We start from the raw sequence: 21,599 nt of genomic DNA on the forward strand, positions 1-21,599 counted from the left end.
TACTATTAATAGGATTATTATATGGCTATTGGGATATGAAGCAGCCGAAAACAGGACCAGTCGGCAACGGTGTAGTAGAAGGACCTAGTGCAATGCAATGGATATCATTCATCGGCGTTATGTTCGGAGGGGTTTTGAATCTAATTGTTGGCATAAAAAGATATGTGGATTATAAAAAAGCGGTTAACAAAGGAACGAACAGCCAAAAAGATTCAAGCGAATAATTTTTGGTCCCAGCTAGCGCAAAAGCATTATGCAAAAGAAAAAACTGCCAATCGGCAGTCTTTTCTTTGCTTTGTGATCATCATTGAAGTTTTTACGTCTAAGCAATTATTGCAGTGATTGTAAATGCTCCTCGAAGCGATCCCAAGTTTCTGTGATTCCTTGCTCCATTCCCATTTCCAAAACAGTTTTGAGCGCTTCAGCAGAAGCATATTTGCCTCGGTTGACGATCTTTGTTTTTCCTTCATGCTCTAGAAATGTCATTGTGACCTCAGTCGAAGGCATTCCCTCTGCTTCATTACCTTCTGCGTCGGAGAAATAATCGATGTAGACGATTTTTTCATTTCTTTCAATTTCCTGATAGACTGCCTTGCCCCAAGACTCGAATCCGTAAAAATCCCCTTGGTTCTTATCCATGCACTTCATGCAGTAATGCCAAATGCCACCTGGCCGAAAATCGACATTGCAAACCGTCACTGTCCACCCGCGAGGTCCCCACCACTGCTTTAGATGCTCCGCCTCCGTGAATGCTTTGAATACTAACTCGCGTGGTGCATTAAAAACACGCTCTAAAATAAGTTCTTGTCCCTCTACCTTGGTAATCATTTGGTTTGTCATCGAAAATTCCTCCTGAAAATTAGTTTTTATTTTTATTTGATTCTTCGAATTGCAGCTTCTGCAAGTAATGATCCAGGTTGTCGAATCGTTCATTCCAAGTCCTTCGGTAGCTTTCGAGCCATTCGTCCAGTACTTTGAACTGCTCTATGCGGAGACTATAATTCCGCTTATTGGCGTCAGCGTGTACCTCGACTAATTCTGCATCGAGCAAAACACGCAGATGCTTTGAGGCTTGAGGTTGGCGAATTTGAAGGCGATCTGCGATCTCCCCCACCGTTAAGGGGCCGCCCTGCAGAAGCTCCACAATGCGTAAGCGATTGGGCTCGGCGAGTGCGCTAAAAGTCGATGTGTTCATGATTTTGATTTTCCGTGAATGGTTGAACCAGCTGTTGTATCCGTTATTGCACAAGCTTTACTTCCAAAACCATTCATAGCAATCCACCTCATTTCGTTTGCGCTTCTAACTCTTGAATTCAATATACCATTTAAGGAATATTCCTGTCAATGAATATTCAAAACAAATTTACTTTTTTTATGTTTTGCTTAAATTTGTTCCTTTTACATTCAGATCTTGTGTGCTTTTACCCCCACAAAAAAAGACTGGCACCATACCAGGTACCAGCCTCATTCATTTTCATACCACGTGTTATATACGTAGCTTAATGATTTATAATTGGTATACTCATTTTTTTCGACCAAGTTTTGCCGCCATCGGTTGTTCGATACACAGCAGGACTAGACGAGCTTGTATCAGCCATCCACCCTAATTCTTTACTTGTGAACGAAATAACACTCTCAAAGCCTTTAATGGTCTTGAGATTAGTCCACGTCTTTCCTGCATCTAATGAACGGCCAACTCCAATGGCTTCACCTGCAGGTGAATAGCCTCCGAGAATAGCTGCTCCTTCGACCAGCACCAAGTTGCTTGGGTGACCGCCTGGCGAAGCCGGTCCTTCCTTCACAATACCGACAGCGCCGCCGGGAGCTGGGCCGCCTCCTGCTGTGTCTTGACTTATTACTTTTTTCCAGCTTGCTCCATTATCTGATGTTGCATATAGTGAATAGGATTGCTGAGACATGCCCGCGCCGCCATAAAACACAGCCCAAATCTGGCTGCCTCTCGTATAAATCTCACCGCCACTAATCTCAGTTGCTTTCACGCTCAGTTTAGTTGACCAAGTTGCACCGCCATCCGTTGTTCTAGATAGCTTATAGCCGAATCCTGGTACTACGATAAGCGTCCAACCATGCATCGCATCCGTAAATTCGGCATAGCGAGTATTAGCCGGTGTCGTTATTTTGATCCAAGTTTTCCCGCCGTCCGACGTTTTATAGGCAAACGCCCGGGTATATCCGAACCCTTTTTGGGTATCCATAAAATGTATGCGCTCTAAAGCGATTGGACCGGTTGGAATTTTTGTAAAGCTGCTGCCGCCATTCGTCGTATGAACGAGGGCATTTGTTCCAGCAGCCGAAGATTTAGCTAACGCCCATCCAGTCGTATTGGATATAAAATCGAGCTGCGTAAACTGCCATGTTCCTTTATAAATAGACTGCCAAGAAGCGCCAGCGTCCGAAGTTCCGATCAGGAATCCGTTGCCTGCCGCACGTCCCGTTGTACCGTTAAGAAATTGAATATCGCTAAAATGGAAGGTAGAATCACCTGCCGGAGTCCCGCTGAAAAGATCTTTAGCTGTTGATTCAGCAGCCGCTTGAGTTAACGGCACAGATGCCGTAAGTCCAATTGCCAGCACAGCTACAATAAGTCCACGCTTTAGTTTTAATGTGTTCATTGTCTTTGTCCTCCTGCCATCAAGCTGTGATGAAAACTTTTATTCGATAAAGTACCCTTCCTTGATCCAAACGAAACTTTAACTAGGAAGGTTGCGTCGATTCACATATTAAAACTAATGTGATTGCATAATGAAATAATGATTTCTTATGGTCCCATATTTAGACAGTTTTGATGTATGATGATAATACAAGATTTTAAAAGGAGGATTCTATAATTGAAAGTGGGCAATGCTCGAGCCGCAGCTTCCTTGTGGGTAATGGAACATGCAAGCCATGATCCATCATTTATGGGTGCCTATTTCAGCGGATCAACTATAGCGATGTCAGAAGAGATGGAAATGCCGGCTGCTTCAGATATCGATGTCGTAATCGTTACTTCACATGATGAACCACCTTTTAAGCTGGGGAAGTTTGAGTACCTTGATACACTGATAGAGGTTACGTACATGACATGGAGCCAGCTCTCCTCTGTAGAGGAGGTTTTATCCTCCTACCATCTGGCTGGGAGCTTTCGCATCAATACGATTATCGCTGACCCTGCCAAACTACTCGGCAGATTGCAAACGCAAATATCCCGCCACTTCTCAGACCTTGCGTGGGTACGCCGTCGATGCGAAAACGTTCGGCAAAAAATCGAAAATGGCCTGCTTGCTGCTGACACCTCAGCACCGCTGCACGATCAAGTGACGGGTTGGCTGTTCCCAACGGGCGTTACCACTCACATGGTTCTTGTGGCAGCGCTTCGAAATCCCACAGTGCGCCTCCGCTACCTTGCCGCCCGTGACGTTCTTCTGGAATATGGTTATTCGAGCTTTTATGAAGATTTGTTAGAGCTGCTTGGATGCTCACATTTGACTCCGCAGCTTGTTGAGCATCATCTCGACAATCTTTCCCGAACATTCGATGCCGCAGCAGCCGCAGCTAAGACTCCGTTTTTTTTCAGCAGCGACATTACCGAAGCGGCAAGACCGATTGCCATTGATGGAAGCCGGGAACTTATTCAGGCCGGCAACCACCGAGAGGCGATTTTTTGGATCGTTGCGACTTTTGCTCGCTGCCATAAAATTTTAGCCGCAGACGCTAAACCGGAGCTGCAAGCCGCTCTTACTCCGTCATTTAAGGCCGTTGTCGCGGACCTTGGCATTCACACATCTGACGATATCATTAGCCGCAGTAAAGCAGTCACTCAATTTCTTCCTTTGCTTTCGAAGACCACAGAGGCCATTATGCAAGCGAACCCTAATATAAAAGCGAAGTAACCCTGTTACAATACAATTAATTAATGAGGCTGCCTAGCGGTGGTCACCATACTAAACAAAAAAGAAGCCGCAGCAATGCGGCTTCTAATTCACATTTGTCATGATTTTTGCGGCATGTAATTCCTTTTTGTTGTTATCTTTCATTACTCGAACTTTATCCTGATACGGTTCTAAAATTTTAAAAATTACAGGCCTATCCCGCTTCTCATAATTGTAATTCCAAATGTACATCTTCCGAAGCATTTCAAAGGTTTGTTCGTAATTGCCTTTTTCAATTCCAAGTTTCTGTATTATAAATCTTTTTAGTATTCTATAATTTCTAATCCAAATAGCGGTGTCGAGATAAATGATCATTTCTGCATTTTCAAAACACTGCTGCGTCCATTTGTAATGCACCCCCTCCGTTATCCATTGGTCAGAGGCTATAATGTTATGTAATTGTGCGTCTCTTACTTCCGTGCTATTTCTTACATCCCCGTTATCCGTTCTCCGCCAAACCACATTATCCAGTTCATAATATGGAATACTGAGTTTAGTTGATAATTGTTTAGCTAATGTTGATTTTCCGCTCCCTACAGACCCGATAATATGAATCTTATGAGGCATTTTGCTTGCCAATGCACGATCTACCTTCCTCCATTTTCATTTAAGCGTTGCTACCTAAAAGTGAAAAGGCCGCCGATCCAAGCTCAGCAGCCTTTTTTTCACAAATTTCAATCTGCATTACGCGTCCTGCTCATCCAAGAATTGCTTTATAGATAGATAAAGCTGTTCACGCTCTGTCGCGCGTATGGCATGTGCCGAGTTAGCAAACTCTTTAACCGTTAGGATGCTGAACAAATGCTTATAATGTAACATATCCGCTTCGCTAAGCAATGAGCCTTCAAGCATGCCTCTAATGACCATGGCAGGAAGCGCAAGCTTAGCCTCCATCCGAACAGGCGTCGAGTCCCGTTGTATCCCTTTTACCGCCTGCTGCCGAATGAACTTATTTCTGCCAGTTGGAATTAGATACTGGTTTATATATTCGTCAGCCCACTCGGCAGACATTTGTTTATGTTCAGCAGGATAGTCTTCCACGATAAGCGATACGATTTGATCTGCATTTTTTTGTGCAAACCCGAGCGCATAGGATACGCCACGAGAGTTGCCCATCAAATGAAAACGTTCAATTCCTGTCTCTTGAACTACCGCTGCCAAATCTGACACGTGATCCGCCAAATCATATTTGGTTCGCGGCGTATCACTTCGGCCTCTTCCGCGAAACGAGAGAACAACGGCCCTTCGAGGCAGCAAATAAGCTAACAAATCTTCATATTCTTCCGCGGCTTCCGATAATCCTGGACAAATAATGATAGGTGTTAGGTGATGATCTGCCATACGCAGAGTGTCCAGATAATGAATATTAACGTCTTGATTAGCAGCTAGGCCTGATACAAACATAGGTAACCCCCCTTCAGCAATTCCTAATCATTTCTCTCTAGCAATGAAGAAGCATTTATCCGTGTGGGTGAAGCCAATACGCGGATAATATTCAACTGCCGCAGGAGCGGAGAGCAGAACGAGCGATACTTCCGCTCCGAGCGACTCCCTTAAGCTGTCGACCAGCTGCTTGCCGATGCCAAGCCGTTGATAATCCCTGTCGACAGCCAGATCCGAAAGATAACAGCAATATGCATAATCTGTGATCGCACGAGCTACGCCAACAAGTTTATCGCCATCCCAGGCGCTTAAGATAATGTCAGCGTTGTCAATCATTTTTTGCATTCGCTCTAAATCCTGAAAGGGGCGCTTTATGCCTGAGTTAGCGAATACTTGTGAGAGATCGGACGCGGATAAGGCTTTACTATTTTCATACCGAATCATAATCGGCCACCATGAGCATCCTTGCGCTTATTTCGGTATGCCATAATGTGAGCAACGTGATGGTTGCCATGCCACGCGTAATTGCCGAGCGTATAATCTAACGCATAGGTTTCCTGCGACCCCGGATGAAAAAATAGCTTTTTAAAATCAGAATCCGTCAACGATCTAAGTAAAATCGCCCATCTCTTATGTAAGTGGTCAAGTAGGGATAAAGAAAGCTCGATATCCGCATCTGTCGTATCCTGAAGCTCTGCCCAGCGCTCCTCGTAATAGGGTTTGATCGTTGATGTCTCCTCAGTCAATGCGAGCTTAAAACGAGTGTAACTGTTCATATGACTGTCCGCAACATGATGCACAACTTGCTTGATTTTCCATCCACCCTCGCGATAAGGGGTATTTAGCTCCTCCTCATTTAAACCCTCAACGCTGCTGCGGAGACGGCTTGGAAGCTGCTCGATTTCCTGAATCCAGCCTTCTCGCTGCTGCGGTGAGATCTCGCCTGTCAGGCTGAATGTTCCAATCGGATATCTCTCATCCATACAAATCCTTCTCTCTTCTTATAGGATAGCTAGCAATTCGTCTAATCTAGTAATGGTGTGCAGCGGCGTTGCCGTTAACTCTTCGCGCCATGGCTGATTCACCTGTACCCATATCGTGCCTAAGCCTGCAAGAGAGGCTCCCTCGATATCGTTTACGGGGTGATCGCCAACATAAATGCACTGCTCAGGCCGCAAATTCAGCTCGGTCCATGCCGCCTCGAAGATGCGACGGTCAGGCTTCTTAACGCCCGCTTCCTCAGAAACGATAATAAAGTCAAAATGTTCTCGCAATCCTAAATGATCAATTTTCCCATATTGGATTTCGGTTCTGCCATTCGTTATGAGTCCAACTTTATATTTGCTTTTGGCATGCCGAATGACCTCTAATGCCTGGTCGAAGAGAACCGCGCTTTTTACATAATGCTCGCTATAAAAATGCATAAGCTCTTGATGCTCCGGCTTCGCCGTCCAAGGCAGCTGATCCAGCAATTCCCGGAACAGCTCCCGCTTGTCCTTATAGCCGTCCTGATCTAATTCGATAATGAGAGCAAGCTGCTGTTCATAAGATTCCAATTGCTCGAAATAATGGTTTAGAAACGAAGCGGCAAACGACTTGAAAGTATGTGTACGATCCAAGATGGTATTATCCAAATCAAAGATAACCGCTTTTATATCCGTCATAGCTCTGCCCCCTTCATTTTCATGATTATACAACTTTTAGGGATTAACGAATAGTCAGTTTTTTAATGAAACGATAGCCTGTCGTCTCAAAGCCTTTCGAATGCGCTCGCATTCTCTCAGGCTTCAATCCGCTGGTAATATATGGGATTTGAGAATGTCGTTCAAGCGCCACGCTTCCGCAAAACGGACTAAAGCGGTTCAGATGCCTTGGCCCTCGTAATTTTTCTTCGTAACGAGCAAAGAGATTTGCGTCACAGCGTCATCCTCTTCATAGGAACAAAGCTCGCGTAGCCCTATCATGCCTACCACTTTTTCCTCTAATAACTCCTTTATATGAAAATATGAACAAATAAATAGGCCGCCTGCAATTGAGGCTGCCTATTTATTTTATAATATTAGTTCACTCTAACCAACTGCCATTGCTGATTTGTTCCGCCATTATCGCTGTATTGGACGATATTCGCTCCATCTGCGGTTGAACCGCCAGTCACCTCAAGCGCCATGCCGCTATTTCGATTGATAAGCTTATAATAGCCGCTCGTCGTCTCTTGAATTAGCCATTGTTGATTAGTTCCGCCAAGATCAGCCCACTGGACGACGTCCCCGCTGTTAGCGGTAGAGAGATTGTAAACCTCCAGCGCCTTGCCGCTGTGTATGTTGACGAGCTTATGGTAGCCATTGCCGATATCCGCTATACTCCACTGCTGATTGGAACCGTTTAAATCGGCCCATTGAATGACGTCTCCGCCATCTGCCGTCGAGAAGTTAAGTACATCTGCCGCTTTTCCGCTCTTCCGATTTACTAAACGGTAGGTTGTAGCCTGTTCATAGGTTGGCCAGCCTTCGGCATCCCAGTACAAATCATTGATCAACAGCTTGGGTGCACCATTCTCGTTCGCATCGTATGCATGGCGGGCAATCGTGTTCCCATTATAAATATCCTGTCCGCCCGGGCCTTTCCAGATTGCGTTGCCGCTATCGAGAATAGTTCCCCCGTTGCTTGTCATACTGGTCCCATTTTTATCAAGGTAAGGTCCCGTAATCGTTTTAGAACGCCCGTAAATGATTTTGTAGGTGCTATTGACACCTTGACAGCAATTATCGATAGACGCAAACAGGTAATAATATCCGTTACGATACGTAATGCTCGGCGCTTCTATCGCATTGTTAGTCCTTGAGGCGATCGCATAAAGCGATCCCGAAGGCTTCATCGTGGCAGAGTTAAGCCTCGTCAATTTTAAGCCCGTATTCCATGACCCGAATGCCAGCCACGGCGCCCCTGTTGGGTCGATGACAAGATTAGGGTCGATGGCATTATAATTGCTGCTGCTTGTTGTATAAGTAACAACTCCGTCATCCCGCCAAGTAGCATTTGATAAGCTCGTAGTCGAAGCTAATCCGATTGCCGATTCTCTAGAGCCGAAAGTAGAAATGGAATAATACAGCCAGTAACGACCGTTAAAATATTCAATGTCTGGTGCCCATACATCTGTGCCCTCTTGATTCGGTACATAGGTTGCCCACCAAGTAAGCTTTTCCGTACGATGACAGGTTTTCCGTTGCAAAACAAACAAGCCACTCTTTAGTGAATGACTTGTTTGTCTATTTATAGATTGTGATTAGCCTATTGAAATTGATTAGTCGCAATATATCTCATCATCTGTTCAAACAGCTCTTCCCGCTCCCAAATTACTTTGAATCCTTTCATAGCGGCGTCACCCATCTCTTGATTCACGGGCTGCTGCAGCCATTCTTCACCCGCAACGGCAAACTCGGCTTCAAGACCGCTCGCATATTCGATACGCAAGGAGGTAAGCAGCCCCCACTCCTCCTTCGTCGCCTGCTCGATGTGTTCGAATGAAAACTGATGAATAATAGCTTCCAATGTCTTTGCTTTCTTATCTGAAATAATGAGAAAGCTCAAGTCTGCGTCTGCTTCCTCATTCTCATCATCTGCACAAGGGCCAACCAATGCGATGCCCGCTATATGTGAATGACCGCCTGCCCATTTTACAAAATCGTACATTAACTGATAATAATCTGCTCTCATTGCTGTCTTCCCTCCAAATACCACCGTGGAATGATGTTATTAAAATGATCGTGATCATGAAGCACTCTCTCTAGCTTTTGCGTCATAATGCCAAGCTCGGATGGCCTCACCTGCAAGATCCAGACGATAGAAGAGAGTATGGTCATCGCCAAATAAAGCGAATATAAGGTCCAAAATTGCTCATCAGGCTCATGATTGTCATGATAACCATTTATTTGGCCAACCGTGAACGGAATGCTTACCTCGCTGCTGAACATTCCCGCCTTCAAAAATTCATGAACCGGATCTCCCCAGTCTAAACGGTTAAAATCAATAACGCCTGTTAACCTTCCGTCCTTCACGATCAAATTGCCAACATGGAAATCGTCATGCTGGAAGACGTTTGGCCTTCCCTCCATCAGTTGCAGATGCCGATCGATGAATGCTAAAAACTGCTCATCTCCCACGATTCGTGCCTTGCTGTTCAAATATTGCTCCAAATAGCGCTTGTGCTTAGCAAGCTTGCGCTCATGCCAAGGAGCTATAGCTGCTGGAGCTTGCCACCTATGCATCTTTGCCAGCTCCCTGCCTGCCTCCAAGCCAATCGTATGCTGAATGGCAGGCGAATAAGCAGGCAATATCTCCGTTGCCTCATCCCCTTCTATGTAAGTCAAAAGCATATACCCGATATTTGAATTTGGCAAAGCACCCATCTCAACAGGTTTCGAGCAAAGAACATCATAGCTTTGCATTTGGAAGATCGCATCATATTCAGCCCGCTTAGCGGATAACTCATCCAACGAAAAGCTTCTTAACAAATACGTCTGACCATCGTTCTCTACCATAAATTTTTGGTCATTGGAATAACCCTTATTAATTTGAGATATACGACTGCTCCCACGGAGCAGACTAATTTCATTTATTAGACGTTCGGATAATCCCTTATTGTTCAATCGAACTCCCCCTGCCCCATGCACGCGATCAATCTTATGGCTGTAATTTCAGTTCCTCAATCGCGGCTTTCAGTGTGCTTGCTCTCGTTTCAGCTTTTTTGGCGCCTTCAATCGCGGTTACGATCCGCTTCCGATTCGTGTACGATAACGCTAAAAATCTAGCTTCCACCTTATTTTGCACGAGCGCTAATTGCAAATCCTCAGGAACAGCTATTTCTCTTGGCTCAAGATCAGCGTGGAGACTCACGCGAACAACATCTCCAGCCTGCTTGCCCAGCTGCTTCCTTATTTTCTGAGTCAAGCCGAGACAATGGCATTCCAGCCCCATTTTCGCCAAAGAGCCTCTGTATTCAACGGTTTCATCGAATATCGCTCTTACCTTCACTTGTCCTTTAACGCCAAACTCCTCTTCTACTTGATACGGAAATGTAATATAAGCGGCATCCATACCGTCATGCTTCAATATTTCTGCTTCAAAGTTATACACCATCAAAGGGCTGCTCCTTTCTTAACCATACATCCTTATAATCGATTTTGCCCCAAGCATTGAGTGAAATGCCTTGAAGGGTTTGATGATGGCCGACTAATTGCAGACTATGGTGAAGGAATAATACACTGAAATTGCGTTTTAGCTGCGCCTGAATATTTGCCAAATAACCCATTCTAATCGCCAGATTCTCATCCTTCAAGCACATGGAAATTTGATTACGAATAAAGCTTTTGTCCGCTGGATTCCTGTGATTTGTAATGTAGCTATTTCTTGACATATACATCTCAATGAGCGAAAGGTCCGGCTGCTGTCCAAGCACCTCGCCGCTAAGTATTAAATCCGCTTGTGCAATGATAGCAGGGATATAAAGCTCTTCGACCGGCAACACAACCACTTCGATGGAAATCCCGATTTTTCCGCTTGCTTTTTGAAGCCATTTGGCGCTTTGTTCATTAGCTGGCATCTCGTACGTGTACAAGGTCAAGGTTTCACCATTATACCCGGACTCTTCCATCAATTGGGCGGCATGGGCTGGATCATATGAGGAGCAGTAGATTTCATCCCTCTCTTCCAAAATAAAGCCTGCAGAAGGCTTCTGTCTAATGCCTCCCAAATCATCGATCATTTGCTGCCGGTTTATTCCGTAATGAATCGCTTGGCGGAACTTGATCTGCTGAATGATATTATTTTTTGTCTCATTAAAAGTCAGGAAGGTGCTCCCTTGCTCTAGCTGCGTTAAAGCATTGCTCAAGCCTCTCTTGATTTGAGCGTCAAAATAGACGAGCTGCTCCTCTTGATCAGAATGAGTCAAGCGCGGATTTTCCACATAATTAGGCCAAACCCACATCTCGATCCGGTCCAAATGAGGACAGCCTTCAAAATAATGCTCATTTGCCTGCGCAACCAGCATAGATTCATTATTTTGTATGATTTGAAATGGGCCTGTACCGATAGGCAGCGCTGCAAACCTCTCTTCAGAGCTCGGTTCACTCGTCATCTCAGGTACGATGGAGTAACGCTCCGTGCAAAGGAAATGTAGAAATAGCGCATTCGGCTCCTTTAATTCAAACGAAATGCAGTACTTCCCCATTTCTCTGACCTCACGAATCATGGACGTCATCCACTCGGAAAGAGAATTAGCGAGCAGCCTATGGAAAGTGAACGCAACGTCACGTGAGGTCATTATTTTGTCATGATGGAATCGAATCCCTTTTCGCAAAAAGAACGTCCATTTCGTTTTCGTCTCGTCGCACTCCCAATGATGAGCAAGTTGCGGACGAAATTCGCCCTCCTGTGGCGAATATTTGATCAGCGTATTAAAAACCTGCTCGATCCAATGCGTTTCCGTGCGCCGGCATACTGTTGCTGGGTCCAAACGCAATACGGGGCGATAGAATGGGAATCGCAGCACATCCTTCTCCTCCGTATCCCGCTTAAGGCCAAACAGCTCGGTTAGCCATCCCATAATTTCTGATTTTAATGTTGGGTCTTGATCCATCTCCAGCATGCTCCATGCTTCATTGATCTTGCCCTTCTCCACTAAACCTTTCGCTTTTCTAGACATCATCTCACGATACGAAATAAGAAATACGATTTGAGAGAGATTGCCGCGTCCACGGCCTGGCAGCCATTCGATATATTGCTTCTCAATCATCTTGGTCAAAAGAATTTGCACGTTTCTGCGCGTGCAGGAAAGGATATCGCATATTCGTTCCATTGACAAGGCGAAGCTTTCTTTTTCGGGTACATCAAGAAAGGTTTTTCTAAGCATGCCATAATAATCTTCGACTTCCATGTACACACCGCCTAAAAGACGAAACCCTTTTGACATAGGCTCCGAATATTCTTCCTCTTTTTACAAAAGTATAATTTACAGCTGTAACACGGTCAAATAAAAAAACTACCGACTATAATGGGATCAGTCAGTAGTTCTCTATCGCTGTCATTTCAAATTTATTTTTGCTGCTTACTGTAAGCAACAACCTCATCATAAGATAAATTGCCGCCAAAAATATCCAAAGCACTGCCAATCGTAATATCCAGCTTGCCATTTGACAGATCATTAAATTGATCCATATCCGCAATCGATCTCGCGCCACCCGCATAAGTAGTCGGGATCGTCACCCAATCGGCGAGCGCACTTACGAGGCTTTGCTGAATGCCGCGCTGCTTGCCTTCAACATCCACGGCGTGAACGAGAAACTCATCACAAAATTGCTCCAAATACGCAATATTTTGTTGATTCACTTCAAAGTCGCTGAACTGCTTCCATTGGTTAGTTACGACAAACCATTTGCCGTCCTTCTCCTTGCAGCTCAGATCAATTACCAAGCGGTCCTTGCCAACTTCGGACACGATTTTCGCCAAATGCTCCTGATTCAGTTGACCGTCTTTGAAAATAAAGGACGTAACGATAATATGGGATGCGCCCTTCTCCAAATAAAACGATGCATTGTCCGAGGTGATGCCTCCGCCAATTTGCAAGCCGCCGGGGTACTGCCCAAGAGCGCTAACTGCCGCCGCTTCATTCCCGCCGCCAAGCATAATGACATGGCCGCCGGTTAATGCATCCTTCTTAAATAGCTCTGCATAGTAGGCAGAATCTTGCTTGGATACAAAATTTTCTATGATTTCAGTATTAAGCGTCTCACCAACAATTTGTTTCACTTTCCCATCATGCAGATCAATACAAGGTCTAAACTTCAACATAATTCCTCTATTCTGTATGTTCTATGAACGAATGTCTTTATAAGAAAAATAACCTAAAAGGCAACTATAAATCAACTCAAGCAGCCAATCTATTTCGCCAATTGTGATTTTCCGGCTATATCGTCTATCAAATCGGCTAAACTCCTATCCTCCATAGAAGGAATCATCAAATCGTAATCTGCAAATGCATAATCCTTCGTCAGCTCATTCGGTACGATTACCGTATGCAGACCAGCAGCGCTTGCTGCCCGGAATCCATTTAATGAATCCTCAAAGGAGATGGCTTCGCTTGCCGTTACACCAAGCTTTTGCAGGGCAAGCAAGTACAGCTCGGGGTCTGGCTTCACGTTAGCCACTTCGTCTGCTGTACTATAGCTATTGAAATAACCGGAGAGCTGATGCTTAATCAAATAAGGCTCAATCCAGTCTATGTGCGAGCTGGAAGCGAGGCCAACCTTCAGGTTCAGCCGCTTCGCTTCTTCCAAATAGGCGAGAACGCCTGGACGAATCACTGCATCCTTCAATAGCTCCGCATAAATCGCTTTAAACCTCGATTTGAAGATTTCCAGATCAATGGCTTCCGTAACGCATTCTGCAATATAAGTATAAGGATTAAAATGGTCCAAGGATGTTCCTACACATTTGGCATACAAAGCGATCGGCAGCTCTACGCCATACTCTTGATAGACTTGCCGAAAAGAATAATAAGATGGCGTCTCCGTATCGATAATCAATCCGTCAAAATCAAATACAAGTGCTTTTATCATGTGGCGCATTCCCGCTTTCTCACAAACGATTGTCGTATGATCGTTAAGTAATCAATAATTTCGATGCATTATAATAGCTTTGCAGATACTGCTCTCTTGCCTTTTCATTCGCCTCGATTTCGCTTGTAATGCTGCTTTGGATCAGATTCTGTAATTGTCCATTCTCATATACACAATGATGATCATAGCAATTGGCATCATTGAGCATGATAGGAAGCGTCCGCGGAATATTGGATACGATGCCGACATTATGGTCATTCATAATCCAATCGATTTTTTTCCAATCTAATATGCCTTCATCCGTTTTTATCGGCGTAATATATTCAAAGCTCTCGGGCACTTCCGCAATATAGGCATACATGCCGCCAAAATCGAAGTCCTCGCCTGTCCATGTCACCAAGCCTTTGAAATGCAGCTCGCAGGCTTGAATTCCCGTTTCTTCCTCGATCTCTCTTATCATCGCTTCTCGGGGAGTTTCCATAGGCTCTAGCTTGCCGCCAATTCCATTCCAGCAGCCCATCCAGCTCGCCTTCTCCCGATTGAGCAACAAAATCTCATCGCCTCGTTTGACGAAGCAAATATTATATTTCAGCATGCGATAGCTCTCCTAATTAGATTGCATATTTCAATAGAAATTTGTACTTAGCGCAAATACGAGCATCGCTACAACGGCGGCTGCAAAGACATATCCGATTACTCTTATTCCCTTTGGCAAAGTGTTCCAAATGATTTTTTGCGGGGCCCCCCCGCCTTCGATTCGCTGAGCATCCTCAAATTGCGGATCAAACGAACCGCTTCTTCCCGTATCATTCGCAGATGGCTGCGTTTCATGAATGTTGTTTGGTTCCTTGTCCATTCCATGACCTCCGCAAATCAAAGTGTCGAAACATTTTTCAGAGCAGCAATCCGTTTCTTCGGCGCTCTCGTCAAATAAGCCTCTTGCTCCACGTCCATGCACTCCAACCGCTGTAGCATCTCATCTTGGATATATTTTACCATATCGTCTACTGGACTGAGCAAAATAATTCTCGGAGCGAGCGTACAGCAAAAAAGACAAAGAATTGAATTCTTTGTCTTAACGCCTTACTCTTATCTATTTGCTTCAATTAAAAGTCAAAATTGTCAGGGTCCGGACCTACACGAAGATTTTCATTCAGTCCGCTGATCCGGTCCATATCCTCTTGTGACAGTTCAAAATCGAACACTTCAGCATTGGCGATAATTCTTGCTTCCTTTGTCGATTTCGGGATAGTGATGACGCCATTTTGCAAATCCCATCTTAATATGATCTGTGCAACGGATTTGTTGTAGCTTGCTGCAATTTCTATTAGAAGCGGATTATCGAGCAGCTGCCCTTGCATTAGCGGTGACCATGCTTCCAGCTGGATGCCGTTTGCCTTGCAATAGCTCCGTAATTCAAGCTGTGTCAAACGCGGGTGATACTCCACTTGATTGATCATAGGCTTGATTTCTGCATCCTTCATGAGCTCTTCAAGGTGATGAATTTGAAAATTGCTTACGCCGATCGCTTTGACTTTTCCTTGCTTATACAAGGTCTCGAGTGCACGCCAAGCCTCCTTGAACTTACCTTCCACTGGCCAGTGGATTAAATATAAGTCAAGATATTCTAAGCCAAGCTTCGATAAGCTGGCTTCATAGGCAGCAAGCGTCGACTCATAACCTAAATCGGCATTCCATACTTTCGAGGTTACAAACAAGTCCTTACGGTTTAATGACGCCAGCTTCAAGCCTTGCTGAATGCCTTTGCCTACGCCAGCTTCGTTCCCATATATAGCGGCCGTATCAATGCTGCGATACCCATTCTTAACAGCTGACGCAACCGCATTTTCCAGCTCGTCGCCTTCCTCTACTTTAAATACCCCTAAACCAAACCAAGGCATTTCTACTCCGTTATGCAAAGTTGTTGTTGATTGTAAATGTTTCATCATGATTTATTCCTCCAATTATTATGAATTAGCTGCTTTTTGCGAATCCTTGCGCTCTAAACTCATGCTCCAGCCCGTCAAGATGACAGCTGCTACAACCATGATTCCTCCGAACCAAGAGGTGTGGATAAGTCCGATCGAATCTGTAACGACTCCGCCTAAATAGGCGCCTATTGCAATGCCGGCATTAAATGCGGCTATATTAAGTGCGGAAGCTACATCCACACCGCCGGGCATAAATCGTTCGGCAAGCGTAACGACATAAACCTGTAGGCCCGCCACATTCATGAAGTGGAACAATCCCATCAATATTATCGTAAGCAATGCTGCTATTTTAAAAGGTGCGGTGAAGCTAAGAATGAACAGCACGACAGCTTGTACGATAAACATAAAGAACAGTGCCCTAAGCGGATTCTTATTAGCAAGCTTCCCGCCAATAACATTGCCAATTGCAATGGCGATTCCGTATACGAGCAAAATAATCGTGACATGCTGCTCCTTAAAGCCGGTTATTTCTTGAAGCAATGGGGTTAAATAAGTAAAGACAGCAAACGTTCCCCCATACCCTAATGCCGTAATAAGAAAAATGAGCAATAAACGTCCGTTCGTAAAAAGCTTAAACTGCTCTGAAATCTTGATTGGTGTTCCTTTGCGCAAATCAGACGGCACTAGCATGCTGTTTGCAATAAATGCGATGATGCCAACGATAACGATAGCGACAAATGCGGCTCTCCAGCCCAGCTGCTGTCCAATAAAAGTACCTATCGGAACGCCGGTAATCGTCGCAACGGTAAGACCTGTAAACATGATGGCAATTGCACTTGCACGTCGGTTCGGCGGGACGACATCTGCTGCTATCGTTGAGCCAATCGACATAAATACACCATGCGACAACGCTGAAATGATTCTAGCGATAAGAAGAATCTCAACCGATGACGCTGTAGCCGCAATCGTGTTCCCAATAATAAAAATGACCATTATCCAAAGCAACAACGCTTTTCGCGGAATTTTCGTCGTTAAAGAAGTCAGGATCGGCGCTCCAAAGGTAACCCCAAGCGCATATAGCGTAACGGTTAAGCCTGCTGTTGTGACCGAAATATGCAGATCCTGCGAAATAAGCGGCAGCAGCCCTACGCTAATAAATTCTGTTGTTCCGATTGCGAATGCACTGACTGCTAAGGCCAGCAAAGCAAGCGTGCTTCTTTTTCTCTCTATAGTCATGATGCTTCTCTCCTGTCCTTTCATGTATGGATATTTATTTTAATTAAATGTTGTAGCTGTATCGGCCGATGAATGTTATTATCGTTTATGCAAGGAGAAATGACCAGTACGCACTTAAAAGTACTATAGATACTGAAAAGTACCTATAACCTGAGATAGGAGTGAGCAGCATGAGCAAGAAGAAATATAATATTTCCGTGGAAGCGACACTTGAGGTCATCGGAGGCAAATGGAAATGCGTCATCCTCTGTCATTTGACTCACGGAACGAAGCGCACGAGCGATCTTAAGCGGCTTATGCCGAATATTACGCAAAAGATGCTCACTCAGCAGCTTAGAGAGCTGGAGGATGACGGAATCATTAATCGCATCGTCTATAATCAGGTTCCCCCAAAAGTTGAATATCAGCTCAGCGAATATGGGCAGAGCTTGCAAAGCATTTTGGACTCGCTTTGCTCGTGGGGAGAAAATCATATCGTAAAGGTATATGGCAACAAGTTTGATATGCTCGAAGAAAGCATTCTCAATAAATAACAAAAAGAAGAATTTCCTTATTGCCTGAACGGCAATCCGGAAATTCTTCTTTTTGTTAACCGGCATTCTTATTCCGGCAAGTAGGTATAGCCAGGATATCGCACAACAGGCCATTTTTCCTTGCGCAGCGCGTTCAGCAGCTCCCCACCGACATGCAAATTATCCGCAACCAGTTCGCGCGGCGTCAAAGCCATCCATTGGTTTAAAGAAACATCGACAAACCGGTCGCTCTTGAACATCTCTAAAAACCATAGCGACTGATCGCCTGTATTTTGAATATAGTGCCCAAAAGCGAATGGAACGTAGCCAACATCCCCTGCTCTATAATCAAACGTACGTGCAACCCCATTCCCAGCAAATACGGTCATTCGGCCTTGGCCAGCAAGATAATACTGCCACTCATCGTTATTGGGATGCCAGTGAAGCTCCCTCATTCCACCTGGCTCAATCTCAACTAAAGCAGCAGCGACCGTTTTGGAAATCGGAAAGTTGGAGGAGTCCACTATTCTTACATTGCCGCCCGGCGTTTTGATTGGAGGCTGCGCCAGCAAATGATGCGTAAAGCTTAACGGGACCGTTCCATAAGGGGATTGCACCCGCTGGCTCTCCAATGAGCCGGGTACCTCATCTTGGAAAATATAAACCTGACCGGGCGGAATATCATTGAAAGCATTTTCCGGTACCCCAAAATTTGCAGAAAGCACTTCCTTTGGCGTATGCGCAAACCAATCCGAAATCGATAAGGTATTCAAATCAGAGAAGCTGCCGTCATCAAAGACGAGCAAAAACTCACAGCCGCCCTCCAGCCCCTGAATCGAATGGGGGATGCCCGCAGGAAAATACCAAAGATCACCCTCGCATACGTCTGCGATGAAATTGCGGCCCGCTTGGTCGACGGAAGTAATACGTGCTTTGCCGAGCAGCATATATGCCCACTCTGCCTGCTGATGCCAATGCAGCTCACGAACGCCGCCAGCCGTCAATTTCATGTTAACGCCAGCTAGCGTAGTTGCAATGGGTAAATCACGGACGGTAATCTCGCGCGACCATCCTCCCTGATTTAACTGCATATGCGCATCTGAGAAGGAGAATTTCATATTAGGCAGCAAGCCTGAGTCCGTTACAGGCGGAACAAACATATTCGGATTCTCTTTGTCGCGCATTATATCTCGAGGTCCTAGGTCAACGCCGCCAGCACCATCACTTTTTCTTATGGGCTGCGGGACATGACCGTAGCTGTATGGGCTCCGAGGCGAATGGTCCATCAGTCTCCTCCTCATAGATCAATTAAGGTTACAATAGCTTTCCTAACCTATACAGATTATGATTGAGAAATGTGCGTTATGCTGCTGTTCCACCCTCTTTAGAATGAAACCTACAATCGCATCTGCAACTATTAGGAGAAGTCAGTCGTCAGGATAAAAAACAATTGTAAGGTATGCAAACACCCGTTCAAGGGGATATTGCAACGAGGGAGGAATAAGCAATGACCAAAAAAATAGTTGTCATTCTTTCACTTTTAATCATCTGTGCCAGCTGCAGCAAGCCAAATGCAGCGAATAATCCAGCATCTTCACCTACTCCTATCATTAGTCCGAGCATACAGCCAACCACCCAGCCTACAGCTGAACCAACTCCCGAACCAACGGTAACCACTGATCCCATCAAAGAGCAAATAGCCAGCATGACGCTAGATGAGAAAATTGGACAAATGGTGCTGGTAGGTTTAGATGGCACATCTATGGAGAAAAATGCAAAAAAGATGATCGAGCAATATCGAGTTGGCGGATTTATTTTATATAAAGATAACATGACGAGCGCAGCTCAAACGTTAAAGCTCCTCAATCAATTGAAGGCAGCCAATCAAGCAAATTCTGCTCCTCTTTGGCTTAGTATTGATCAGGAGGGCGGCAAAGTCAGCCGCATGCCTGCCGAGTTTGCCAAGCTTCCTCCTGCAGCAGATGTCGGACGAGCAGACGATCTCGCATACACGAAGCTAATAGGCGAAGCGCTGGGTGAAGAAGTGTCTGCGCTTGGCTTTAATATGGATTTTGCACCTGTCCTCGACATCAACAGCAATCCAAAAAATCCGGTTATCGGCAACCGATCCTTTGGCGCAGACTCCGAAACCGTCATAGAGCACGGGCTGGAGACGATGAAGGCTATACAATCCAAGCAAATAGCCGCAGTGGTCAAGCATTTTCCGGGCCATGGCGATACATCGGTTGACTCACATCTTGATTTGCCTGTCGTGAACAAAACAAGGCAACAGCTTGAGGCTTTTGAGCTGCTTCCCTTCGTTCAGGCGATTGAACAGGATGCAGATGCCATCATGGTAGCTCACTTATTGATCCCGAAAATCGACGAGAAGTATCCGGCATCCATTTCCAAGAAGATGATAAAAGAACTGCTGCGAGAGGATTTGGGCTACGAGGGCGTCGTCATCACGGATGATATGACCATGGGTGGCATTACCGATCATTTTAATGTCGGCGAAGCTGCTGTCAAATCGATTCAAGCCGGCAGCGATATCATTCTTATCGGGCATGATAACGGGATTCAAGTATCGGTACTCAAGGCGTTGAAGCAAAGCGCGCGGGATGGCGAAATTACGAGGGATATGCTCGATCAGAGTGTTTACCGTATTTTAAAGCTAAAAGCGAAATATCAGCTTTCCGATACCGCCGTTAATAAGATCGATGTTAAGGCCGTGAACAATCTAATCGGAACAGCTGTTAAAGCGGGAAAATAAAAATGGCGTTGCCAATTATGAAAAAAGGCCCAAACCTCATTCTGGTCAAGACCCCAAATTGTACACAGTTAAAAAAAGCTCTATGCAAAGCTGGCACCGATACTCTATCGGTGTCAGCTTTTTCAATTGAATTTGGATTCGTTCTTCGTTTGTGTGCTCAATAGAGCTATTTTCTGAGTATAAACGCAAAGAACAGCCCAGATGGCTGCTCTTTGTTACGAACACTATCAACTTGCTAAAATATCATTTTGCATTTTGATCTGATTTCGGTATACAATTTTCGAAATCGTAATACTGATTTCATAAAGCAAGAATAGCGGTACAATCACAATAATATCCGACAGTATATCCGGTGGGGTAATGGTAACCGCTATTATTACAAGAACAAAATAAGCTAGTTTTCGCGCCTTTGCCAATCTGTTTGGGTTCAATATTCCAAGCTTGGTGAGAAACATAACAACCGCTGGCATTTCAAATAAAAGACCAAACGGAACTGTCATATGGATCATGAAAGTAAAATATTTTTCTGCTGTATACATAGTGGCAAAATCATTCGCAGCCATCGCATTCATAAAATGAAGAACCATCGGGAATAAGATAAAATAACCGAAAAATATTCCTATCAAAAACAAAAATGTGATGCTTGGTATAAAAAGCAAAGTAGCTCGTTGAGCTTTTTCCGGCACTGCGGGTTGAACAAATTTCCATGCTTGATAAGCGGCAACCGGCAGTGTTACCGCAATTGCAACAACCCCTGCAATCATGAAATACACCCACATTACATCAGATGGACCAAGTACAACCAGCTTTTGATCCATATCTCTTACCAGCCACTGATAAATATCACGTACGTAGATGAATGCCGCTACCATGGATACCAAAAAAGCGATGAGGGTACGTATGATACGAGCCCTCATTTCCTCCAAATGTCCAATTAAATTTTGTTCGTTTTGATTTTTCATATTACTTATTTGGAAGGACGCTTTCCTGTCCCATTTCAGGTTCTTTCTTCTTCTCGTCGTCATCCCCATTTACAAGACCTCGTGTAGCGCCTTTAAATTCACTTAAAGTACGCCCAAAGGCTCTACCAAGTTCCGGAAGTTTAGACGGTCCGAAAATAATCAGGGCAATGATAAGAATCAATACTAAACCACCAATTCCAATGTTACCGAAAGGCATAATCAGTCATCTCCTAGAGGATAGTATTCAGCCACGGCGGT

25 protein-coding genes and 2 pseudogenes are annotated in these 21,599 nt (G+C 44.8%); 4 read left to right on the plus strand and 23 right to left on the minus strand.

Annotation, left to right across the window (positions count from 1 at the left end; genetic code table 11):
• Positions 1 to 35: 35 nt before the first annotated feature.
• Entirely contained in the window at positions 36 to 224 is a 189-nt protein-coding gene (locus tag HI950_RS05400) for a hypothetical protein (RefSeq protein ID WP_191296709.1), read from the plus strand.
• Between the two features lie 106 nt (positions 225 to 330).
• Here HI950_RS05400 and HI950_RS05405 read toward each other — a convergent pair whose 3' ends face one another.
• The 3 genes from HI950_RS05405 to HI950_RS05415 form a co-directional block, all read right to left on the minus strand.
• Positions 331 to 840, minus strand: a complete 510-nt coding sequence (locus HI950_RS05405) for an SRPBCC domain-containing protein (protein ID WP_169082888.1) — start codon at positions 838 to 840, stop codon at positions 331 to 333.
• A gap of 19 nt (positions 841 to 859) precedes the next feature.
• On the minus strand, positions 860 to 1,195 hold the full coding sequence (locus HI950_RS05410) for an ArsR/SmtB family transcription factor (protein ID WP_169082889.1): 336 nt from the start codon (positions 1,193 to 1,195) through the stop codon (positions 860 to 862).
• A gap of 304 nt (positions 1,196 to 1,499) precedes the next feature.
• Positions 1,500 to 2,633: a WD40/YVTN/BNR-like repeat-containing protein gene (locus tag HI950_RS05415; RefSeq protein ID WP_169082890.1), complete on the minus strand. Its 1,134-nt coding sequence runs from the start codon at positions 2,631 to 2,633 to the stop codon at positions 1,500 to 1,502.
• 222 nt (positions 2,634 to 2,855) lie between these two features.
• Between HI950_RS05415 and HI950_RS05420 the strand changes: the two genes are divergently transcribed.
• Positions 2,856 to 3,893: a hypothetical protein gene (locus tag HI950_RS05420; RefSeq protein ID WP_317618316.1), complete on the plus strand. Its 1,038-nt coding sequence runs from the start codon at positions 2,856 to 2,858 to the stop codon at positions 3,891 to 3,893.
• An 84-nt stretch (positions 3,894 to 3,977) separates the two neighbouring features.
• Here the strand turns inward: HI950_RS05420 and HI950_RS05425 are convergent, their stop codons facing one another.
• The 17 genes and pseudogenes from HI950_RS05425 to HI950_RS05500 form a co-directional block, all read right to left on the minus strand.
• A complete protein-coding gene (locus tag HI950_RS05425; protein WP_169082892.1) occupies positions 3,978 to 4,511 on the minus strand; it encodes a P-loop NTPase family protein in 534 nt (177 codons plus the stop codon).
• Positions 4,512 to 4,616: 105 nt separating this feature from the next.
• Positions 4,617 to 5,336 carry an alpha/beta fold hydrolase gene (locus tag HI950_RS05430; RefSeq protein WP_169082893.1) on the minus strand — a complete coding sequence of 240 codons (720 nt, stop codon included), beginning with the start codon at positions 5,334 to 5,336 and terminating at the stop codon, positions 4,617 to 4,619.
• Positions 5,337 to 5,363: 27 nt separating this feature from the next.
• Positions 5,364 to 5,660: a GNAT family N-acetyltransferase gene (locus tag HI950_RS05435; protein WP_486187802.1), complete on the minus strand. Its 297-nt coding sequence runs from the start codon at positions 5,658 to 5,660 to the stop codon at positions 5,364 to 5,366.
• A gap of 95 nt (positions 5,661 to 5,755) precedes the next feature.
• The gene (locus HI950_RS05440) at positions 5,756 to 6,298 is read right to left on the minus strand and encodes a YfiT family bacillithiol transferase (protein ID WP_169082895.1); all 543 of its coding nucleotides are present in this window, start codon (positions 6,296 to 6,298) and stop codon (positions 5,756 to 5,758) included.
• An 18-nt stretch (positions 6,299 to 6,316) separates the two neighbouring features.
• Positions 6,317 to 6,979, minus strand: coding sequence for an HAD family hydrolase (locus HI950_RS05445; protein WP_169082896.1), 663 nt, complete (start codon positions 6,977 to 6,979; stop codon positions 6,317 to 6,319).
• 395 nt (positions 6,980 to 7,374) lie between these two features.
• Positions 7,375 to 7,797, minus strand: a pseudogene (locus HI950_RS36940) (RICIN domain-containing protein); the annotation flags it as partial.
• Positions 7,798 to 7,806: 9 nt separating this feature from the next.
• Positions 7,807 to 8,511 (minus strand): annotated as a pseudogene (locus tag HI950_RS36945) (family 43 glycosylhydrolase); the annotation flags it as partial.
• Between the two features lie 92 nt (positions 8,512 to 8,603).
• Entirely contained in the window at positions 8,604 to 9,029 is a 426-nt protein-coding gene (locus HI950_RS05455; RefSeq protein ID WP_169082897.1) for a hypothetical protein, read from the minus strand.
• Positions 9,026 to 9,961, minus strand: a complete 936-nt coding sequence (locus tag HI950_RS05460; protein ID WP_223285148.1) for an aminoglycoside phosphotransferase family protein — start codon at positions 9,959 to 9,961, stop codon at positions 9,026 to 9,028. Before HI950_RS05460 ends, HI950_RS05455 begins: the two co-directional genes overlap by 4 nt.
• Before the next feature lie 34 nt (positions 9,962 to 9,995).
• Positions 9,996 to 10,451 carry a YdeI/OmpD-associated family protein gene (locus HI950_RS05465; RefSeq protein WP_223285149.1) on the minus strand — a complete coding sequence of 152 codons (456 nt, stop codon included), beginning with the start codon at positions 10,449 to 10,451 and terminating at the stop codon, positions 9,996 to 9,998.
• Positions 10,441 to 12,246, minus strand: coding sequence for an SgrR family transcriptional regulator (locus HI950_RS05470; protein ID WP_169082899.1), 1,806 nt, complete (start codon positions 12,244 to 12,246; stop codon positions 10,441 to 10,443). The genes HI950_RS05465 and HI950_RS05470 overlap by 11 nt, the downstream gene beginning before the upstream one ends.
• A 158-nt stretch (positions 12,247 to 12,404) precedes the next feature.
• Positions 12,405 to 13,157 (minus strand): phosphoribosylformimino-5-aminoimidazole carboxamide ribotide isomerase, encoded by a 753-nt coding sequence (gene hisA / locus HI950_RS05475; RefSeq protein WP_169083465.1) that lies wholly within the window; start codon positions 13,155 to 13,157, stop codon positions 12,405 to 12,407.
• A gap of 92 nt (positions 13,158 to 13,249) precedes the next feature.
• Positions 13,250 to 13,927 carry an HAD family hydrolase gene (locus tag HI950_RS05480; RefSeq protein WP_169082900.1) on the minus strand — a complete coding sequence of 226 codons (678 nt, stop codon included), beginning with the start codon at positions 13,925 to 13,927 and terminating at the stop codon, positions 13,250 to 13,252.
• Between the two features lie 43 nt (positions 13,928 to 13,970).
• Positions 13,971 to 14,522 (minus strand): NUDIX hydrolase, encoded by a 552-nt coding sequence (locus HI950_RS05485; protein WP_169082901.1) that lies wholly within the window; start codon positions 14,520 to 14,522, stop codon positions 13,971 to 13,973.
• 30 nt (positions 14,523 to 14,552) lie between these two features.
• A complete protein-coding gene (locus HI950_RS05490; RefSeq protein WP_169082902.1) occupies positions 14,553 to 14,783 on the minus strand; it encodes a hypothetical protein in 231 nt (76 codons plus the stop codon).
• Positions 14,784 to 15,033: 250 nt separating this feature from the next.
• The gene (locus HI950_RS05495) at positions 15,034 to 15,876 is read right to left on the minus strand and encodes an aldo/keto reductase (protein WP_169082903.1); all 843 of its coding nucleotides are present in this window, start codon (positions 15,874 to 15,876) and stop codon (positions 15,034 to 15,036) included.
• Positions 15,877 to 15,894: 18 nt separating this feature from the next.
• Positions 15,895 to 17,094 (minus strand): MFS transporter, encoded by a 1,200-nt coding sequence (locus tag HI950_RS05500; RefSeq protein ID WP_169082904.1) that lies wholly within the window; start codon positions 17,092 to 17,094, stop codon positions 15,895 to 15,897.
• Between the two features lie 170 nt (positions 17,095 to 17,264).
• Between HI950_RS05500 and HI950_RS05505 the strand changes: the two genes are divergently transcribed.
• Complete coding sequence (locus HI950_RS05505; RefSeq protein WP_169082905.1) at positions 17,265 to 17,627, plus strand: winged helix-turn-helix transcriptional regulator; 363 nt, start codon at positions 17,265 to 17,267, stop codon at positions 17,625 to 17,627.
• A 68-nt stretch (positions 17,628 to 17,695) separates the two neighbouring features.
• On the opposite strand, the gene HI950_RS05510 is transcribed toward HI950_RS05505, so the two are convergent.
• Positions 17,696 to 18,892 (minus strand): oxalate decarboxylase family bicupin, encoded by a 1,197-nt coding sequence (locus tag HI950_RS05510; RefSeq protein ID WP_169082906.1) that lies wholly within the window; start codon positions 18,890 to 18,892, stop codon positions 17,696 to 17,698.
• A gap of 221 nt (positions 18,893 to 19,113) precedes the next feature.
• On the opposite strand from HI950_RS05510, the gene nagZ reads away from it, so the two are divergent.
• Positions 19,114 to 20,379 (plus strand): beta-N-acetylhexosaminidase, encoded by a 1,266-nt coding sequence (gene nagZ, locus HI950_RS05515; protein ID WP_169082907.1) that lies wholly within the window; start codon positions 19,114 to 19,116, stop codon positions 20,377 to 20,379.
• A 227-nt stretch (positions 20,380 to 20,606) separates the two neighbouring features.
• On the opposite strand, the gene tatC is transcribed toward nagZ, so the two are convergent.
• Both tatC and HI950_RS05525 read right to left on the minus strand, forming a co-directional pair.
• A complete protein-coding gene (gene tatC / locus HI950_RS05520) occupies positions 20,607 to 21,341 on the minus strand; it encodes a twin-arginine translocase subunit TatC (RefSeq protein WP_169083466.1) in 735 nt (244 codons plus the stop codon).
• A gap of 1 nt (position 21,342) precedes the next feature.
• Positions 21,343 to 21,558 (minus strand): twin-arginine translocase TatA/TatE family subunit, encoded by a 216-nt coding sequence (locus tag HI950_RS05525; RefSeq protein WP_169082908.1) that lies wholly within the window; start codon positions 21,556 to 21,558, stop codon positions 21,343 to 21,345.
• Between the last annotated feature and the right edge of the window lie 41 nt (positions 21,559 to 21,599).

Source organism: Paenibacillus sp. PL91 (assembly GCF_012935325.2).
In the GTDB taxonomy this organism is placed as follows: Bacteria; Bacillota; Bacilli; order Paenibacillales; family Paenibacillaceae; genus Pristimantibacillus.

Excerpts from the sequence above, each read along its gene's own strand:
- HI950_RS05400 (WP_191296709.1), top strand. The coding sequence starts at position 36 with ATGAAGCAGCCGAAAACAGGACCAGTCGGCAACGGTGTAGTAGAAGGA.
- HI950_RS05405 (WP_169082888.1), bottom strand. The coding sequence starts at position 840 with ATGACAAACCAAATGATTACCAAGGTAGAGGGACAAGAACTTATTTTA.
- HI950_RS05410 (WP_169082889.1), bottom strand. The coding sequence starts at position 1,195 with ATGAACACATCGACTTTTAGCGCACTCGCCGAGCCCAATCGCTTACGC.
- HI950_RS05415 (WP_169082890.1), bottom strand. The coding sequence starts at position 2,633 with ATGAACACATTAAAACTAAAGCGTGGACTTATTGTAGCTGTGCTGGCA.
- HI950_RS05430 (WP_169082893.1), bottom strand. The coding sequence starts at position 5,336 with ATGTTTGTATCAGGCCTAGCTGCTAATCAAGACGTTAATATTCATTAT.
- HI950_RS05435 (WP_486187802.1), bottom strand. The coding sequence starts at position 5,660 with ATGCAAAAAATGATTGACAACGCTGACATTATCTTAAGCGCCTGGGAT.
- HI950_RS05440 (WP_169082895.1), bottom strand. The coding sequence starts at position 6,298 with ATGGATGAGAGATATCCGATTGGAACATTCAGCCTGACAGGCGAGATC.
- HI950_RS05445 (WP_169082896.1), bottom strand. The coding sequence starts at position 6,979 with ATGACGGATATAAAAGCGGTTATCTTTGATTTGGATAATACCATCTTG.
- HI950_RS05455 (WP_169082897.1), bottom strand. The coding sequence starts at position 9,029 with ATGAGAGCAGATTATTATCAGTTAATGTACGATTTTGTAAAATGGGCA.
- HI950_RS05465 (WP_223285149.1), bottom strand. The coding sequence starts at position 10,451 with ATGGTGTATAACTTTGAAGCAGAAATATTGAAGCATGACGGTATGGAT.
- HI950_RS05470 (WP_169082899.1), bottom strand. The coding sequence starts at position 12,246 with ATGGAAGTCGAAGATTATTATGGCATGCTTAGAAAAACCTTTCTTGAT.
- HI950_RS05480 (WP_169082900.1), bottom strand. The coding sequence starts at position 13,927 with ATGATAAAAGCACTTGTATTTGATTTTGACGGATTGATTATCGATACG.
- HI950_RS05485 (WP_169082901.1), bottom strand. The coding sequence starts at position 14,522 with ATGCTGAAATATAATATTTGCTTCGTCAAACGAGGCGATGAGATTTTG.
- HI950_RS05490 (WP_169082902.1), bottom strand. The coding sequence starts at position 14,783 with ATGGACAAGGAACCAAACAACATTCATGAAACGCAGCCATCTGCGAAT.
- HI950_RS05495 (WP_169082903.1), bottom strand. The coding sequence starts at position 15,876 with ATGATGAAACATTTACAATCAACAACAACTTTGCATAACGGAGTAGAA.
- HI950_RS05500 (WP_169082904.1), bottom strand. The coding sequence starts at position 17,094 with ATGACTATAGAGAGAAAAAGAAGCACGCTTGCTTTGCTGGCCTTAGCA.
- HI950_RS05505 (WP_169082905.1), top strand. The coding sequence starts at position 17,265 with ATGAGCAAGAAGAAATATAATATTTCCGTGGAAGCGACACTTGAGGTC.
- HI950_RS05510 (WP_169082906.1), bottom strand. The coding sequence starts at position 18,892 with ATGGACCATTCGCCTCGGAGCCCATACAGCTACGGTCATGTCCCGCAG.
- nagZ (WP_169082907.1), top strand. The coding sequence starts at position 19,114 with ATGACCAAAAAAATAGTTGTCATTCTTTCACTTTTAATCATCTGTGCC.
- tatC (WP_169083466.1), bottom strand. The coding sequence starts at position 21,341 with ATGAAAAATCAAAACGAACAAAATTTAATTGGACATTTGGAGGAAATG.
- HI950_RS05525 (WP_169082908.1), bottom strand. The coding sequence starts at position 21,558 with ATGCCTTTCGGTAACATTGGAATTGGTGGTTTAGTATTGATTCTTATC.